The sequence below is a fragment of the Serratia sp. OLAL2 genome, assembly GCF_002752475.1.
Taxonomy (GTDB): domain Bacteria; phylum Pseudomonadota; class Gammaproteobacteria; order Enterobacterales; family Enterobacteriaceae; genus Serratia; species Serratia bockelmannii.
Genome location: NZ_MSTL01000001.1, coordinates 303,377 through 319,647, shown reverse-complemented (window position 1 = coordinate 319,647; position 16,271 = coordinate 303,377). Strand labels below are relative to the sequence as shown.

The window sequence follows — 16,271 nt, the reverse complement described above, 5'->3', positions numbered from 1 at the left end:
ACTGCGTGAGGCGACTGCCTGGGATTCTGTTAGCAACAGGCGCCACCCTAATCGTGATTGTGGCGCTGCTGATCAGCGGGCTGCGCCTGATGCTGCCGAAGCTGAACGACTATCGTCCCCAACTGCTGGCGCAGGTGGAGAAGCTATCCGGTGTGCCTGTGCAGATGGATTTCCTGCAGGGCAGTTGGGAAACGTTCGGCCCACAGCTTGAAGTGCGCAACCTGAGCGTTACGCTGCCCAAAAGCGATGTGCATATCGAACGCGTGACGCTGGCGCTGGACGTGTGGCAATCGCTGCTGCACTGGCGCTGGCAGTTCCGCGATCTGACCTTCTATCAATTCCGCCTCGATCTGAACGCCACGCTGGGCGGCGATCGTGAGGGCGACGGCCTTGAGCCCGGTAAAATCAGCGATCTGATGCTGCGCCAGCTCGACCATTTCGATCTGCGCGACAGCCGTATCTCGTTCCTGACGCCCGCCGGCGCGCGCGCCGAATTCGACATTCCCCAACTGACCTGGCTCAACGGCCGCGATCGCCACCGCGCCGAGGGGCAGATCAGCCTGTCGACGCTGAACGGCCAGCACGGTGTGGTGCAGCTGCGCATGGACCTGCGCGATAATCAGGGCCTGCTGGACACCGGCACGGTCTATCTGCAGGCCGATAACATCGACATGAAACCCTGGTTTACCCGCTGGCTGCGCGCCAACACCGGGCTGGAAAGCGCCGACTTCAGCCTGGCGGCCTGGCTGCAGGTGCAAAACGGCGAGATCGCCGGCGGCCATGCGTTGCTCAAGCAGGGGGCGGCCAACTGGAATACCGGCGCCGCGCAGCACCGGCTGGACGTAGACAATCTGGCGCTTTCGCTGCGCCGCCAGGGCACCGGTTGGCAGCTCGACGTGCCGCAGCTGCGGTTGAGCACCGACGGCCAGGCCTGGCCGCAGGGCGCGCTTTCTGCGCTGTGGCTGCCGGAAAACACCGAATTTATGGGGCCGGCGCAGAATGAAGAGCTGCGGGTGCGCGCGACCCATCTTCAGTTGGAGCGTCTATCGGCGTTGCTGCCGACCTTCTCGTTCCTCAGCCCGGACGTGCTCGATCGCTGGAACGATCTGCAGCCGCAGGGGAAGATGGAAGCGCTGGCGCTGGACATCCCGCTCAAGCAGCCGGAAAAGAGCCGTTTTCAGGCGCTGTGGCGCGATGTCAGCTGGCAGCGTTGGGAACTGCTGCCGGGCGTCAACCACTTCTCCGGCGCGTTGAGTGGCGGGGTGGAGAACGGCCGCCTGACGCTGGGGCTCACCGACAGCACCCTGCCTTACGGCGACATGTTCCGCGCCCCGCTTGAAATCAGCAGCGCGCGTGGCGCGCTGACCTGGCGTTACAACGATCAAGGCTGGGAGCTGGCGAGTCAGGGGCTGGACGTCAAGGCGAAGTCGCTGTGGGTCAACGGCGATTTCCGTTATCAGCAGCCGGCCAAGGGCGATCCGTGGCTGAATATCCTGGCGGGCATCCGCCTGTATGACGGCGCCGACGCCTGGCGCTATTTCCCGGAACCGCTGATGGGCAAGCATCTGGTGGACTACCTGGGCGGCGCCATTCAGGGCGGCCAGGTGGATAACGCCACGCTGATTTATTCCGGCGATCCGCAGCATTTCCCGTACCGCAAAAACGAAGGGCAGTTCGAAGTCTTCGTACCGCTGCGTCACGCCACCTTCCAGTTCCAACCGGGCTGGCCGGCGCTGACCGATTTGGCGATCGATCTCGATTTCGCCAACGAGGGGCTGTGGATGCATGCGCCGCAAACCCGCTTGGGCAAGGTGGCGGGCAAAAATATCAGCGCGGTGATCCCGGATTACCTGAAAGAGCGGTTGCTGATCGACGCCGAAGTCGCGGGTGCGGGCAGCGACGTACATGACTACTTCATGCAGACACCGTTGCATGATTCGCTGGGGGCGGCGCTGGATCAGCTGCAGATTGGCGGTGATGTCAGTGGGCGCTTACATCTCGATATCCCCCTGGACGGCGAGCAGGTCAGAGCCACCGGTGAAGTGGCGCTGAACAACAATTCGTTGCTGATAAAACCGCTGGAAAGCGAGCTGCAGAAGCTCAGCGGCAAGTTCCGCTTCGACAATGGCAATCTGGAGAGCGACACCCTGTCGGCCAACTGGTTCGGGCAACCGGTGGCGGTCAACTTCACTACGCAGGAAGGCGAGCGTGACTACAAGGTCAACGTCGGTCTGAAAGGAGACTGGCAGCCGGGCAAGTTCCCCGGCCTGCCAAAAGAGGCCGCCGATGCGCTCAGCGGCAGTGCGCCCTGGCAGAGCCAGGTGGCCATCACGCTGCCGCATCAGGGCTCGGCCAGCTACGATATCGGCCTTGACGCAGACCTGAAGAAAGTGAGCAGTCACTTACCTTCGCCACTGGACAAGGCGTCGGGAGAGGCGCTGCCGGTGAACGTCAAGGTCAAAGGCGGTTTGAACGGCTTTATGTTGACCGGCAGCGCGGGCAAACAGAACCGCTTCAACAGCGAATGGAACTTCGATAAAAAACAGGTGAACCTGGCGCGCGCCGCCTGGCAAACCAACGGGGGCGGCACCCCGCCTCTTCCGGCCGGCAAGTCGATGACGTTGAACCTGCCGGCGCTGGACGGCGAGCAGTGGCTGGCGCTGCTCGCGCCGGCGCTGAAACAGGGCGGCGGCAGCGGTCAGGTGGGCGGTTTCAGCTTCCCCACCACCGTGGCGCTGACCACGCCGCAGCTGCTGTTGGTCGGCCAGGCCTGGCATAAGCTGACGCTGTCGGCCGAGAAACAGCTTGGCGCTACCCTGGTGAGCGCCAAGAGCGACGAAGTGGATGGTAGCCTGCGGGTGGCCGATCGCGGGCCGTGGCGCGCCGATATCAACTACCTGTATTACAACCCGCAGTTCGCAGAGACGAAAAACGCGGCGGGCACGCCGCCGCCGTCGACCGAGAACGTTTCCTTCCGCGACTGGCCTTCGTTGATGCTGCGCTGCAAATCGTGCTGGGTGCTGGGGCAGAACCTCGGCAGGGTCGAGGCGGATCTGACCAATCGGGGCGATACCCTGACGCTGGATCACGGCCTGGTCGATACCGGCAAAGGGCGCATGACCGCCACCGGCCTGTGGAAACAAAATGCGCAGGAAGAGCGCAGCTCGCTGAAAGGCAAGCTGCTCGGCGGCAAGATCGATGAAACCGCCGCCTTCTTCGGCATCACCATTCCGCTTAAAGGCGCGCCTTATGACGTGGATTTCGATCTGTACTGGCATGGCACGCCGTGGCAGCCACGGGTCGATACGCTGAGCGGTGCGCTGCAGGTCAAGATGGGCAAGGGTGAAATCGACAGTATGGGCGGTGGCCGTGCCGGTCAGCTGCTGCGGCTGGTCAGTTTCGATGCCCTGCTGCGCAAGCTGCAGTTCGATTTCAGCGATACCTTCGGCAAAGGCTTCTACTTTGATTCCATCCGCAGTACCGCCTGGCTGAAAGATGGCATAATGCATACAGATAATCTATTGATCGACGGCTTGGCGGCGGATATTGCTATGAGCGGCCAGATCGATTTGGCGCGCCGCCGCATCGATATGGAAGCGGTGGTGGCGCCGGCGATTTCAGCGACCGTCGGTGTGGCCACGGCGTTTGTCGTTAACCCGATCGTCGGCGCGGCGGTGTTCGCCGCCTCGCAGGTGCTGGGGCCGCTGTGGAGCAAGATTTCGCTGATTCGCTACCATATCGGCGGCGATCTCGACCAGCCGAAGATCAATGAGGTACAGCGTAAGTCAAAGGAGGATAAGGCGTCATGAGGAATGCTAACGTTGCGTTGTTGCAGTTGTGCAGTGGCGATCAGGTGCGCGATAACCTGGCCCAGATTGAACAGCAGATTAAGCAGCTCAATGCCGGGGTAAAACTGGTCATGACGCCGGAGAACGCGCTGCTGTTCGCCAACTCCGCAGCCTATCGCCAACAGGCGGAAAAACAGGGCGATGGCCCGCTGCAGAATGCGGTGCGCGAACTGGCGCGCCGCTATGGCGTGTGGTTGCTGGTGGGCTCGATGCCGCTCGTCAGCCGTGAGAACCCGGAGCTTATCACCACCAGCAGCCTGTTGTTCGACGAGCAGGGCGAGATCCGCGCCCGCTACGACAAGCTGCACATGTTCGATGTGGACATCAACGACGCGCACGGCCATTACCGCGAGTCGGATACCTACCAGCACGGGCAGCACCTGACGGTGGTGGATACGCCGGTCGGGCGTTTGGGCATGACCATATGTTACGATCTGCGCTTCCCTGCGCTGTTCCAGGCGCTGCGGGCGCAGGGCGCCGAACTGATTTCGGTGCCGGCAGCCTTTACCCGGGTGACCGGCGAGGCGCATTGGGAAATCCTGCTGCGCGCCCGGGCGATCGAAAACCAGTGCATGATCCTGGCGCCGGCGCAGGTGGGGCGCCACGGGCCGACCCGCCGCACCTGGGGCCACTCGATGGCTGTCGACGGCTGGGGCAAGGTGTTGGCCGAGAACGCGGACGCCGTGGCGGCACTGAAGGTGCGTGTGGACGCCGCAAGCCTGAAAAATATTCGTGCGCAGATGCCGGTGCTGCAGCACAACCGATTCCAGACGTCGCTGACGGCGCCGTCTGACAAGTAATCCTCCAATCAAGAGTGAAACCATTATGAGCCTGACGTTTGTCAGTGAGCAGTTACTCGCTACCAACAAGCTGAGTCATCAAGACCTGTACAGGGTACTGGGTCAACTGGCAGAACGCCGTATCGACTACGCCGATCTCTATTTCCAGTCCAGCTATCACGAAGCCTGGGTGATCGAGGACGGCATCATCAAGGATGGCTCTTACAATATCGACCAGGGCGTCGGCGTGCGCGCCGTCAGCGGTGAGAAGACCGGCTTCGCCTATGCCGATCAGATCACCCTGAATGCGCTGCAGCAGAGCGCCCAGGCGGCGCGCAGCATCGTGCGTGAGCAGGGCGACGGGCGGGCGCATACTCTGGGCGAAATCGGTTATCAGGCGCTGTACCCGCTGCTCGATCCGTTGCAAAGCCTGCCGCGCGAAGAGAAAATCGCCCTGCTGCACCGCGTCGACAAGGTGGCGCGCGCCGCCGATGCGCGGGTGCAGGAAGTGAACGCCAGCATCACCGGCGTTTACGAGCAGGTGCTGGTAGCCGCCACCGACGGCACGCTGGCAGCGGACGTTCGCCCGCTGGTGCGCCTTTCCGTCAGCGTGCTGGTGGAGCAGGACGGCAAGCGTGAGCGCGGCTCCAGCGGCGGCGGCGGCCGTTTCGGCTATGACTACTTCCTGGAAGCCGTCGACGGCGAGGTGCGCGCCGATATCTATGCCCAAGAGGCGGTGCGCATGGCGCTGGTCAATCTTGGCGCAGTGGCGGCGCCGGCCGGCAATATGCCGGTGGTGCTGGGGGCCGGCTGGCCAGGCGTGCTGCTGCACGAGGCGGTGGGCCACGGCCTGGAAGGCGACTTCAACCGGCGCGGCACCTCGGTGTTCAGCGGCCATATGGGCGAGCTGGTGGCGTCCGAGCTGTGCACCGTGGTGGATGACGGCACCCTGCAAGGGCGCCGCGGCTCGCTGGCGATCGACGACGAAGGCGTGCCGGGCCAGTACAACGTACTGATCGAAAACGGCGTGCTGAAAGGCTACATGCAGGACAAGCTCAACGCGCGGCTGATGGGCGTTGCGCCGACCGGCAACGGCCGCCGCGAGTCCTACGCGCATCTGCCGATGCCGCGCATGACCAACACCTACATGCTGGCGGGCCAATCGACGCCGGAAGAGATCATCGCCAGCGTCGAGTACGGCCTGTACGCGCCGAACTTTGGCGGCGGCCAGGTGGACATCACCTCCGGCAAGTTCGTGTTCTCCACCACCGAAGCCTATCTGATCGAGAAAGGCCGTATCACTAAGCCGGTGAAAGGGGCGACGCTGATCGGCTCCGGCATTGAGGCGATGCAGCAGATCTCGATGGTCGGCAACGATCTGGCGCTTGATAAAGGCGTGGGTGTGTGCGGCAAGGAAGGCCAGAGTGTGCCGGTGGGCGTCGGCCAACCGACGCTGAAACTGGACACGCTGACCGTCGGCGGCACGGCGTAATTTTTCCTCAAGGGGCCGCATTGGCCCCTTGTTCATTCCCCATTTTGAGTTTTCTCTCGCCCGCGCAAAGAGTGCTGTGCGGCGATGATGCCGAGAAAGATGACGATGGCGTGCTTTGGTGTGTCTACCCGGCGTTGGCTGCTGGTGCTGGGGGTTCTCTCCTTGACGGGGTGCGCCCGTTCCGATGCGCTGTGGGGCGTGGTCGATAAGCTCTGCATGGCCAACTATCAGCAAAAGCGCGATCCGGCCCCGTGTGAGCAGATTTATATGCCGCAGGGGAAAGCGCAGGGCTTCAGCGTGCTGCAAAACCCGCGTTATCCCTATCACTTCATCCTGGTGCCGACGGCGCCGCTCTCCGGTATTGAAAGCCCGCAGCTGCTGGCCGGGGAACGGACGGACTATTTTGGCTATGCATGGCTGATGCGTTACCGGTTGGCCGCCGAGTATGGCGGGCCGGTGCCGGATGATATGTTGGGCATGGCGATCAACTCCGCTTACGGCCGTAGCCAGAACCAATTGCATATTCACCTGACCTGTCTGCGCGAAGATGTTCGGCGTCAATTGCAGGCGGAACGCCCCTACATACAGGAACAATGGCGGCCTTTGCCGGATAAGCTGTTGCGCCACACTTACTATGCCCGACGCGTGATGCAGCCAACCGCGATGGGCATTTACCCGATTAAGGATCTGGCGGGTTATTTCCATCTGTCGCCGCAGCAGCTGGCGGAATATGGCGTGGCGTTAGTGCCCACCACGTTTGCCGGCCAACGGGGTTTTATCTTGCTGGCCTCGAAGCGCGGCTGGGACGTTGGCAACCGCGCTTCGGTAGAGTCGCTGCTGGATAAAGAGTGCGCGATATTGCCGCGTTGATTTTACTACATAAAATGACACAGGTGAGAGCGACGAGGCATCGCTCTCACCTTGTTGTCCCTACCTAAACCGCGCATCCCGAGAAAACAGAAAAGCGGCTTCCCGCAGGCGAGCCTCGGCTTGTGCCTGATCCCCCTGATAGCGCAAGATCATGATCAGCGTGGCGTAGACGTTGGCGTCGATACGGCGCTGCAGATAGGCATTGGCCCACTGCCGATAGTCGGTCAACAGGGCATCATCGCGCGTTTGGTTATAGACCAGCAGCGCGTGAGATTGCTCGTCGAACGTTTTGCGCTCCCGATAGATCCAGGCGGCCGGCGGCGGCATCTGCTCGATGCTGTCGATGGAGGCCAGCATCGTGCGCTCCGATTGGGTGAGCGCCATGCGCCCTTGCCAGGCGAAGACCGCCATCACTAACACGCCGAGCGCCGCCATTGCTACAGGCAGACTTAGGGCTTTGGCTAACGGCAGCGGGCGTGGGGCGCCGGTTTGGCCGTCCAACAGTGCCAGCAGCAGCAGAAACGCCAGCCAATGCGGCGCAGACAGATAGAAAGGGTATTCCAGTTGGGTGTGTATCAACATTGGCAGCAGCACCAGAAACAGCCCGACGCGCGCACCGGCCGGCGCTTCGCGATCCCGTTGCCAGGCGCGTTTCAGCAGCAGCGCGCCGGCGACGATGACGATAGCGATACCTGCCAGCGCCGGCAGGCCGCCCTCAACCCACCACAGCAGGATTTCATTGTGCGGATGCCCGGCGACTTCCAGCACTTCTCGCCAGGGCATTGTCTGCAGGCGGAAGTGCGCGAAGCTGTATTCAAAGCCGCCATAGCCCCAGCCCAGCAGCGGTTTGGCGAAAATCATGGCGACGGTGTCTTGCAGCATGGTCAGACGTGAATAATTAGAGCCTTCGCGTGCGATGAGACCTGCGCGGCCATCCAGGCCAAAGCCGGTGAACAGCACCGTCAGACCGATCGCGGCGCCCAGCAGCAGCGCGCCACCCGCCCAGCGGCTTTCGAGCGTGCGGTGGCGGGCAAAGCGCCACAGCAGTAGCAGCGCCGCCAATGCGGCCCCCAACCAGGCGGCGCGCGACTGGATCAGCACCAGCAGGGCGGAGAAAGCGGCCAGCAGCGCGAGCAGCGGGATTTGCCGCCGCCGCGTTGGCGCAGAGAGGGGAGCCAGCAGCTGCCAGAGCGCCAAAGCCAACCCGGTGGCGATAAAGCTGCCCAGCACGTTCGGTTGCTGAAAGACGCCGTAGACCCGGCTGCCGTTAGGGGATACCCAAGCCAGCGCGGGGGCGAACAGTTGCAGAGCCGCCAGCAGTGCCTGAACGCCGACGGCGAACAGCAGACCGTACAGCAACAGGTTGCGCTGCCTGGGGGTTAGGCGCAGTTGCAGGCAGGCGACATAGAAAAGCCAACCACCGAGCAGACCGGCGCAGCGCCACAGGGCGTCTTCGCGCCACTCGGAGCGAGTATACAGCAGCGGCAGCGCCAGCACGGCGATGCCGAGCAGCAACAGGCGTGCGGTGGGGGTCAGCGAAAGACGGGTGCGGCCAAGGCAAACGGTGAACGTCACTATCAGCGTGGTGAGCGCCATGACGGCCCAGGCCAGAATGTTTTGCGGCAGCGCCAGACCGTCGCCGCCCATATTGGGGTAATAAATCGGCAGGATCACCGTCATCCAGATCAGCAGCAGGGGCAGCACGGCGATGGTCGCTGCGTTAGCGGGAGATTTATCGGCCATGGTTAACCTGCCATGGCCTGATAGCGTTTATTGAATGCATGTTTTTATTATTCCCTTTCCTTTGTCCTGATATTGAAATGCGTGTAATGTTCAATTCGCAAATGTCTCACGGGAAATTTAAACCGTCTTTATGGTGAAGCGATAAATAATGTTTGCCCTGAGAATGCGCGAGGCTGTGTACCCAAAGAAAGTTTAAGCCGTATTTTTCACCCGCAAAAGGTATGTTTGTTGTTTGCAAAAACAGACGCGCCATTTTCTCAAATCTATTGTGATTCAGTCAATTCATAATCTAATTCTTGTTTTTGTCAATTGAAATCAAATGGTTGATTGTGATTCCTACGTGCGCGAATATCGTGGGGTATCCCGGCAATGGCCTATATTGGCAGGCCCTGTGAAGAATAAAAGAGGTATCTGCTTTTTTAATTGACGTCGTCAGTGTCGGCGCGACGGCGGAAATTTACCTCATCGTTTCTCATTGCTGATTTTTAAATTCAATGTGATTTTCATTTTATTATTTTTATTGGGATTCTTCTTGTCTTTATCTGTTTTTTTAAATTTTCATGAAATGATTTATTATTAGGATTGTTCTGCTGCATTGGAAATAAAAGCGGTTATGACTTGAGCCTCCCCGTTGCCGCGGCAGAATACAGACTAACGCGCCTGCCCAAGCGCGTTAGTCTCGTCTCTTGTGCGCTTACTCCACGTCGCCGATCCGTTCCAGCGCATCCACCACCAGATCCCAGAATTTATCCTGATCCAGTTTGACCGCGACCTGGGTGTGGCAGTCCGGCGGCGGCGGCGCGCGGAAGTCCGCGACCGTCATGCCCAACGTCAGGGTGCCGGTCAACTCGATATCCACCGGCGCTTTGCGCACCGACATGACGCTCGGATCGATCACATAGGCCACCGCGCAAGGATCGTGCACCGGCGGGGCACTGAAGCCCTGCGCCTGCCGGTACATACGGCCAAAGAATGCCAGCAGTTCGCCGACGAAGGCGGCCGGCCGGGTGCCGAGGGCGGCGATGCGTTCGCAGACTGCCGGCGTGGCCAAAGCCTGGTGAGTGAGATCCAGCCCGACCATGGTCAGCGGCCATTTTTCGTTAAATACAATGTGCGCCGCTTCGGGATCGATTTTGATATTGAACTCCGCCACCGCGCTCCAGTTGCCCACATGGTAGCCGCCGCCCATCAGCACCACTTCCTTGACCCGCTCGGCAATGCGCGGCTCTTTACGCACCGCCATGGCGATATTGGTCAGGCCGCCGGTAGGCACCAGCGTCACGCTGCCGGGCGGGTGGGCCATCACGGTCTCGATGATCAGATCCACCGCGTGGCGCGAGTCCAGCTGCAGGTGGGGTTCCGGCAGCACCGGGCCATCGAGGCCGGAATCGCCGTGAATGTCGGGCGCCACTTCGATATTGCGCACCAGCGGGCGCGGGCAGCCGGCGGCGAAGGGTACGCCGGTGATATTGGCGATGCGGGCCACCGCCAGCGCGTTGCGCGTCACTTTGTCCAGCGTTTGGTTACCCACCACGGTGGTGACCGCCAGTAGGTCGATCTGCGGATTGCCCCAGGCCAGCAACAGGGCGATGGCGTCGTCATGCCCCGGGTCACAGTCCAGTATGATTTTTTTCATGGTTATTCCTGATGCAGGGAGAGGTTTCCGCAGCATAACGCAGCGCGGTGGCGTGGGATAATGCCGATGGTGCTTTTGTTAACGGCATCAAAGCCTTGCCACTTTTACGATGTAATGAAACGTAAATCCTGCTCGTCGGGCTTTACCCTGGAGTTTACTCCAGGGTTTACAGTGAGGTTCAGCGTCAATGCACAGAGGAGAGGCGGGATGAGCTTACTGAAACGGTTGTTGGGGCAAGGCGGTATTAACGGCGGTCATCTGCGTGCGAGCCACGGCGGTGGGCATCATGGCAACCGCTATAACCAGCATGGCGAGCCGGGGCCGCAGTGTCCGGAATGCCGGGCCGTGAATAAATCGGGCGCCCGTTATTGCCACCGCTGCGGTCAGCCGTTTGCCGCGGCGAGCGCCACCTGCGGACAGTGCGCCGCGCCGCTGCCGCCGGGGAGCCGCTTTTGTCCGCAGTGCGGCGGCGGTGTGCCGTGAACCGGGGCGGTTGGACACTCGCGCTGCTGCTGGGCGCCATGGTGCTGTGGACGCTGCTGGCCTGGGGCGTCGCCGGGGTGCTGGCCTGGCTCCCGTCGTTGGCGGAGGCGGCCGGGAACGCATCGTTGCCGGTGAACGGTGCGCTGAGCCTGGTGCCGCAGACGGTGTTGGACGTCTGGCTACCGTGGCTGAAACAGCTGGCCAGCGGGCTGGCGAGCTATTTTCCTCTGCTGCTGACCTGGGCGGGCTACGCCGTCTGGCTGCTATGGGGCCTCGGCATGCTGGCGCTGGTGCTGCTGGGCGCGCTGGCGCACCGTTATTTGAGCACGGCTCAGCGATAGCCCTGATAGACTGCCGCGACGCGTTCGAAATAGTCGGTTAAATAATTGATGCACACCTGCACCTTCAGCGGCAGTTTGTCCTTCTCGGTATAGAGCGCGTAGATCGGCCGCGGATCCGAATGGTAGCTTTTGAACAGGATCTCAATTTCGCCGCGTTTGATCTCTTCGATCACCCACATCAGCGGAGCGTAGGCGATGCCGGCGCCGTTTTTCAGCCAACGGATCATGGTGGAAGAGTCGTTGGTGACGAAGCGCCCCTGCGGGGAAATGCGCGTGGTGATGCCTTCCGGCGACATCAGTTCGAATTCGCTGTCGGGCCGCACGCTGTACTCCAGCCAGGAGAAGTTGACCATGTCGCTCGGCTTCTGCGGCGTGCCATGCTGGCTCAGGTAGCTTTTGGCGGCGCACACCACCATCGGCATCTGCCCCAGGCGGCGGGAGAACAGGCTGGAGTCCTGCAGCGCGCCGGTGCGGATCACCAGATCCAGCCCGTCGGTGATCAGGTCCGGTGCCGGAATGCCGGTCACCAGGTTGACCGTCAGACCCGGATACTCTTTCATCATCTCGGCGGTCATGTTCGCCAGCACGTTTTGCGCCATGGTGGATGAGCTGCCGATACGCAGCGTACCGGCGGGCGTATTGTTAAACGCATACAGTTGCTCATGCACTTCGCTGACTTCCTGCAGCATGCGTCGGCAGCCCTGATAGTAGATTTTGCCGGCCTCGGTCAGGCCGATGCTGCGCGTGCTGCGGTTCAACAGCTTGACCTGCAGCTCATTTTCCAGTTTCGAGACGGTTTGGCTGATCGATGAAACGCTCATGCCGAGTTGGCGCGCGGCCGCGGTAAACGACCCGAACTCAACCACTTTGGCGAATACCGACATCCGTTTTAATCTTTCCATTATTCACTCTGGCTTAAAAGTGATTTAGATCACAGATTGTTGATGCCTTGATAGTAAGCAGGCTAATATAACGTGGTCGGGTGAATAGACCTTACCAACGTGCGAGAGCGATCGGCGACGTAATCCTGCCGCTCCTCTGGCACCCTCGCAATCCCTGTCGTGGACGTCTGCCCCAAAGTTTAACCTTTTTTCGGGTTCGTGACCTGGACAAGCTGTCTGGTCAAGATTTGTGGCGCGCGCACGCTAAAATGTAAAGAGAATGTGAATGGCGAGATGTGTCTTTCCCCGGCGCAGTGAACAATAAGGAAAAAGTGATGAGTTTGCTTCCGGTTATGGTCATCTTCGGACTGTCGTTTCCGCCGGTGTTTTTCGAGCTGCTGGTGTCGCTGGCGCTGTTTTTTCTCTTGCGCCGCCTGCTGCAGCCGACGGGGATTTACGATTTTGTCTGGCATCCGGCGCTGTTTAATACCGCGCTGTATTGCTGCTTGTTTTATCTGATTTCGTGTCTTTTTGTTTGAGGTCGCTGTGAAAAATTTTTCGATAAAAATAACCCGAATCGCGATCACTTTGATTCTTGTGCTGCTGGGCATTGCCGCGGTATTCAAGGCCTGGGTGTTCTACACCGAGTCGCCGTGGACGCGTGATGCCAAGTTCACCGCCGACGTGGTGGCGATCGCGCCGGACGTCAGCGGCCTGCTGACCGACGTGCCGGTGGTGGACAACCAACTGGTGAAGAAAGGCCAAGTGCTGTTCGTGGTCGATCGGCCGCGTTATGAGCAGGCCCTGGCGGAAGCCGGCGCCGACGTCGCCTACTATCAGGCGTTGGCGGCGGAAAAACGGCGTGAGGCCGGCCGCCGCGTGAAGTTGGGCGTGCAGGCGATGTCGCAGGAAGAGATTGACCAGTCGAACAACTCGCTGCAGACCGTGCAGCACCAGCTGGCGAAGGCCATTGCGGCGCGCGAGCTGGCGCAGCTGGATCTGGAGCGCACCACGGTGCGCGCCCCGGCCGATGGCTGGATCACCAACCTCAACGTACACGCCGGTGAATACATCACTCGCGGGTCGGTCGCGGTGGCGCTGGTGAAGAAAGATTCCTTCTACATCCTGGCGTACCTGGAAGAGACCAAGCTGAATGGCCTGAATAAGGGCGATCGCGCGGAGATCACTCCGCTCGGCAGCAACCGCATCATGCACGGCACCGTCGACAGCGTGGCGGCGGCGGTGAACAACAGCAGCAGCACGGTGAACAACAAAGGGTTGGCCTCGATCGACAGCAACCTGGAGTGGGTGCGCCTGGCCCAGCGCGTGCCGGTAAAGATCCTGCTGGACGCCAAGGACCAACAGCATCCGTACCCGGCCGGCACCACAGCCACCGTGGTGATCGTTGGCAAAAACGATCGCAATGCCGACAGCGGCTCACCTTTTGTGCGCCTGATGCACCGGCTGCGTGAGTTCGGCTAATGAGCAGCCCAACCTTTATCCGGCTGAGATTCGCCTTCAAACTCAGCTTCGCGATTGTGTTTGCGCTGTTCGTCGGCTTCCATCTCAATCTGGAAACCCCGCGCTGGTCGGCGATGACCGCCGCCATCGTCGCCGCCGGCCCGGCCTTTGCCGCCGGCGGTGAACCCTTCTCCGGCGCCATCCGCCACCGCGGCTGGCTGCGTATCATCGGCACCTTTATCGGCTGCTTTGTCGGCCTGATCATTATCATCACCACCGCCCGCGCGCCGGTGGTGATGCTGCTGCTGTGCTGCATCTGGGCCGGTTTCTGCACCTGGCTTTCTTCACTCATCAAGGTGGAGAACTCCTATGCCTGGGGGCTGGCCGGATATACCGCGCTGATCATCATCGTGACGGTCGCTACCAGCGAGTCTCATCTGCTGGAAGCGCCGCAGTTCGCCATCGAGCGTTGCAGCGAGATCGTGCTGGGGATCGTCAGCGCCGTGTTGGCGGATCTGCTGTTCTCGCCGCGTTCGATCAAACAGGACATCGATCGGGCGGTGGATCAGCTGCTGGTGGCTCAATACCGCCTGATGCAGATGTGCATCAGCAACGCCGACAAAGAAGACATCGATCGCGCCTGGAGCAATCTGGTCAAGAGCACCACGGCCCTGTACGGCATGCGCAACAACCTGATGATGGAGTCCTCGCGCTGGCAGAAGGTCAATCGACGGGTGAAGGCGCTGCATACACTGTCGCTGACGTTGATCACCCAGGCCTGCGAAACCTATCTGATCTTGTTGAATCACCCGGAGGCACTGAAAGACAGCCTGCGGGAGCAACTGATGGTCCCGGCGGAAACCCCGCAGGAGATCCACAAGCGCATGAAGCTGTTGCGCCAGGTGCTGACCACGCATCGTTCCGAGGAAACGCTGCCGACCATCACCGGCTGGGTCGGCGCGGCGACGCGCTACCTGTTGCTGTCGAAAGGTGTGCACGCCAACTGCAGCATCAGCGCGGTGGAAGAAGGGGTGCTGAGCAACGAAACCGTGGTCAAACCGACCTCGGCGGAAGGGCATCACGCGATGATCAACGGCTTGCGTACCTTTGTGGCGACGGCCTTCGGCAGCCTGCTGTGGCTGTGGACCGGCTGGACGTCCGGCAGCGGTTTTATGGTGATCATCGCGGTGATCACCTCGCTGGCGATGCGCACCCCGGCGCCGCGCATGGTGGCGATGGATTTCGTGCTGGGCATGCTGGCGGCGATCCCGGTCGGTTCCCTGTTCTTCATGGTGATCCTGCCGGCGACCCAGCAGAGCATTTTGCTGCTGTGTCTCAGCCTCGGCCTGCTGGCGTTTTTCATCGGCATCGAGGTTCAGAAGCGGCGGCTCGGTTCGCTGGGGCTGCTGGCGGGGACCATCAACATTCTGGTGCTGAGCAACCCGATGGAGTTCAACGTGACCCAGTTTCTCGATGGGGCGCTGGGCCAGTTCCTCGGCAGCTGCGTTGGGCTGATGGTGCTGCTGCTGATCCGCGATAATTCGCGCGAACGCACCGGCCGCACGTTGCTCAACCAGTTCGTCAGCAGCGCGGTGTCGGCGCTGACCACCAAGGCGGCGCGCCGTCGGCAAAACCACCTGCCTGCGCTGTATCAGCAGCTTAATCAGCTGCTGATGATGTTCCCGAACGACATCGCCAAGTATCGTCTGGCGCTGAACCTGATCATCGCCCACCAGCGCATGCAGCGAGCGGAAATTCCGGCCAGCGAAGAGCTGTCTGCCTTCCACCGCCAGATCCGCAGCACCGCCGATCGGGTGGTCTCCGCCAAGAACGACGTCAAGCGCGCCTATTACTACGATCGCTTGCTGGGTGAGATGAATGAGTACCAGCAGAAGCTGGTGGACAATCAGGCGCCGCTCAGCGTCACCGGGCCCGTGAAACGCCTGGCCGATATGCTGCATCGCTATCGTCACGCCTTGATCGATTGATGCGTTCCCTCCTGTTGCGCCGCGTTGTGCGGCGCCTTCCCTGACTATACTGAAAGCAGTGCCCGATCTGGCGGGCCGTCTCATAAGAGGCGGCCCGTTTTCAGAGAGACTCCGAGTGCCAGAACGGCTGGAAAGTGGCATCATTGTCATGAATGGATGAAACGCTTACCGCCGCGAAAACGTGACGTGCCGGTCATCTTAGTTTCATCCAGGTCGACTATATACCTAACTAGCCTGGGGGAGCTGCGGCGCCTTCGGCGGCATAATTTCAGGGAATGTCATGAACAAGCGGATTCTGTTGGCGATTGTCATCGCCGTGGTCATCGCCGTCTTCAGCGCGCTGCGCGGCAACGAGCACCGTGCGATCGACGGCAATCCGGCGAGGGTGCCGGCACCGGCGGGCCAGCAGCAGAGCATCGACCGGCTCACGCAGCAGCAAACGGTGGTGAGCTACCTGCAGCAGCATCAGCGGCTGCCGGACTATTACGTCACCAAGAAGCAGGCGCGCGAGCAGGGCTGGGATCCGCGTTCAGGCAACCTCTGTGCAGTATTGCCGGGCAAGGCGATTGGCGGCGATCGATTCTCTAACCGTGAAGGGCAACTGCCGAGCGCCGGCGGCCGGATCTGGCGCGAAGCGGACATCAATTACCAGTGTGGCCGGCGCGGCGCCGATCGCCTGTTGTATTCGAGCGACGGTCTGATCTTCGTCACGCGCGACCATTACAAAAACTTCATTCGTGTGGAGTGAG

At 61.1% G+C, this 16,271-nt stretch carries 13 protein-coding genes; 10 read left to right on the top strand and 3 right to left on the bottom strand.

Annotation, left to right across the window (positions count from 1 at the left end; genetic code table 11):
• The first annotated feature begins 5 nt into the window (after positions 1 to 5).
• The 4 genes from yhdP to BVU99_RS01530 all read left to right on the top strand — a co-directional run bounded on the left by yhdP (position 6) and on the right by BVU99_RS01530 (position 6,989).
• Positions 6 to 3,809: an AsmA2 domain-containing protein YhdP gene (gene yhdP / locus BVU99_RS01545; RefSeq protein WP_099816655.1), complete on the top strand. Its 3,804-nt coding sequence runs from the start codon at positions 6 to 8 to the stop codon at positions 3,807 to 3,809.
• Positions 3,806 to 4,648, top strand: a complete 843-nt coding sequence (nit1, locus tag BVU99_RS01540; RefSeq protein ID WP_038629939.1) for a deaminated glutathione amidase — start codon at positions 3,806 to 3,808, stop codon at positions 4,646 to 4,648. Before yhdP ends, nit1 begins: the two co-directional genes overlap by 4 nt.
• A gap of 25 nt (positions 4,649 to 4,673) precedes the next feature.
• Positions 4,674 to 6,119 (top strand): metalloprotease TldD, encoded by a 1,446-nt coding sequence (gene tldD, locus BVU99_RS01535; protein ID WP_025304416.1) that lies wholly within the window; start codon positions 4,674 to 4,676, stop codon positions 6,117 to 6,119.
• Positions 6,120 to 6,224: 105 nt separating this feature from the next.
• A complete protein-coding gene (locus BVU99_RS01530) occupies positions 6,225 to 6,989 on the top strand; it encodes a CDP-diacylglycerol diphosphatase (protein WP_043142154.1) in 765 nt (254 codons plus the stop codon).
• A gap of 60 nt (positions 6,990 to 7,049) precedes the next feature.
• Here the strand turns inward: BVU99_RS01530 and BVU99_RS01525 are convergent, their stop codons facing one another.
• Positions 7,050 to 8,732: a Wzy polymerase domain-containing protein gene (locus BVU99_RS01525; RefSeq protein WP_099816654.1), complete on the bottom strand. Its 1,683-nt coding sequence runs from the start codon at positions 8,730 to 8,732 to the stop codon at positions 7,050 to 7,052.
• 694 nt (positions 8,733 to 9,426) lie between these two features.
• Positions 9,427 to 10,368 carry a nucleoside hydrolase gene (locus BVU99_RS01520; protein WP_025304397.1) on the bottom strand — a complete coding sequence of 314 codons (942 nt, stop codon included), beginning with the start codon at positions 10,366 to 10,368 and terminating at the stop codon, positions 9,427 to 9,429.
• 207 nt (positions 10,369 to 10,575) lie between these two features.
• On the opposite strand from BVU99_RS01520, the gene BVU99_RS01515 reads away from it, so the two are divergent.
• Both BVU99_RS01515 and BVU99_RS01510 read left to right on the top strand, forming a co-directional pair.
• Positions 10,576 to 10,851, top strand: a complete 276-nt coding sequence (locus BVU99_RS01515; RefSeq protein WP_025304396.1) for a zinc ribbon domain-containing protein — start codon at positions 10,576 to 10,578, stop codon at positions 10,849 to 10,851.
• A complete protein-coding gene (locus tag BVU99_RS01510; RefSeq protein ID WP_099816653.1) occupies positions 10,848 to 11,192 on the top strand; it encodes a hypothetical protein in 345 nt (114 codons plus the stop codon). Before BVU99_RS01515 ends, BVU99_RS01510 begins: the two co-directional genes overlap by 4 nt.
• Here the strand turns inward: BVU99_RS01510 and aaeR are convergent.
• The gene (gene aaeR, locus BVU99_RS01505) at positions 11,183 to 12,094 is read right to left on the bottom strand and encodes an HTH-type transcriptional activator AaeR (protein ID WP_025304394.1); all 912 of its coding nucleotides are present in this window, start codon (positions 12,092 to 12,094) and stop codon (positions 11,183 to 11,185) included. The two genes, BVU99_RS01510 and aaeR, sit on opposite strands and share 10 nt — an antisense overlap.
• Positions 12,095 to 12,408: 314 nt before the next feature.
• Between aaeR and aaeX the strand changes: the two genes are divergently transcribed.
• From aaeX to BVU99_RS01485, 4 genes are all read left to right on the top strand, one after another.
• Positions 12,409 to 12,612, top strand: a complete 204-nt coding sequence (gene aaeX / locus BVU99_RS01500; RefSeq protein ID WP_004936952.1) for a p-hydroxybenzoic acid efflux pump operon protein AaeX — start codon at positions 12,409 to 12,411, stop codon at positions 12,610 to 12,612.
• 7 nt (positions 12,613 to 12,619) lie between these two features.
• Positions 12,620 to 13,555 (top strand): p-hydroxybenzoic acid efflux pump subunit AaeA, encoded by a 936-nt coding sequence (aaeA, locus tag BVU99_RS01495; RefSeq protein ID WP_099816652.1) that lies wholly within the window; start codon positions 12,620 to 12,622, stop codon positions 13,553 to 13,555.
• Positions 13,555 to 15,522, top strand: coding sequence for a p-hydroxybenzoic acid efflux pump subunit AaeB (gene aaeB, locus BVU99_RS01490; RefSeq protein ID WP_099816651.1), 1,968 nt, complete (start codon positions 13,555 to 13,557; stop codon positions 15,520 to 15,522). The genes aaeA and aaeB overlap by 1 nt, the downstream gene beginning before the upstream one ends.
• Before the next feature lie 280 nt (positions 15,523 to 15,802).
• On the top strand, positions 15,803 to 16,270 hold the full coding sequence (locus BVU99_RS01485; protein ID WP_099816650.1) for a ribonuclease: 468 nt from the start codon (positions 15,803 to 15,805) through the stop codon (positions 16,268 to 16,270).
• Position 16,271 lies beyond the last annotated feature (1 nt).

What these genes read in the sequence shown, in the direction of transcription:
- BVU99_RS01530 (WP_043142154.1), top strand. Translation starts at nt 6,225, where the DNA reads ATGGCGTGCTTTGGTGTGTCTACCCGGCGTTGGCTGCTGGTGCTGGGG.
- tldD (WP_025304416.1), top strand. Translation starts at nt 4,674, where the DNA reads ATGAGCCTGACGTTTGTCAGTGAGCAGTTACTCGCTACCAACAAGCTG.
- nit1 (WP_038629939.1), top strand. Translation starts at nt 3,806, where the DNA reads ATGAGGAATGCTAACGTTGCGTTGTTGCAGTTGTGCAGTGGCGATCAG.
- BVU99_RS01485 (WP_099816650.1), top strand. Translation starts at nt 15,803, where the DNA reads ATGAACAAGCGGATTCTGTTGGCGATTGTCATCGCCGTGGTCATCGCC.
- aaeR (WP_025304394.1), bottom strand. Translation starts at nt 12,094, where the DNA reads ATGGAAAGATTAAAACGGATGTCGGTATTCGCCAAAGTGGTTGAGTTC.
- aaeX (WP_004936952.1), top strand. Translation starts at nt 12,409, where the DNA reads ATGAGTTTGCTTCCGGTTATGGTCATCTTCGGACTGTCGTTTCCGCCG.
- BVU99_RS01525 (WP_099816654.1), bottom strand. Translation starts at nt 8,732, where the DNA reads ATGGCCGATAAATCTCCCGCTAACGCAGCGACCATCGCCGTGCTGCCC.
- BVU99_RS01515 (WP_025304396.1), top strand. Translation starts at nt 10,576, where the DNA reads ATGAGCTTACTGAAACGGTTGTTGGGGCAAGGCGGTATTAACGGCGGT.
- BVU99_RS01520 (WP_025304397.1), bottom strand. Translation starts at nt 10,368, where the DNA reads ATGAAAAAAATCATACTGGACTGTGACCCGGGGCATGACGACGCCATC.
- aaeB (WP_099816651.1), top strand. Translation starts at nt 13,555, where the DNA reads ATGAGCAGCCCAACCTTTATCCGGCTGAGATTCGCCTTCAAACTCAGC.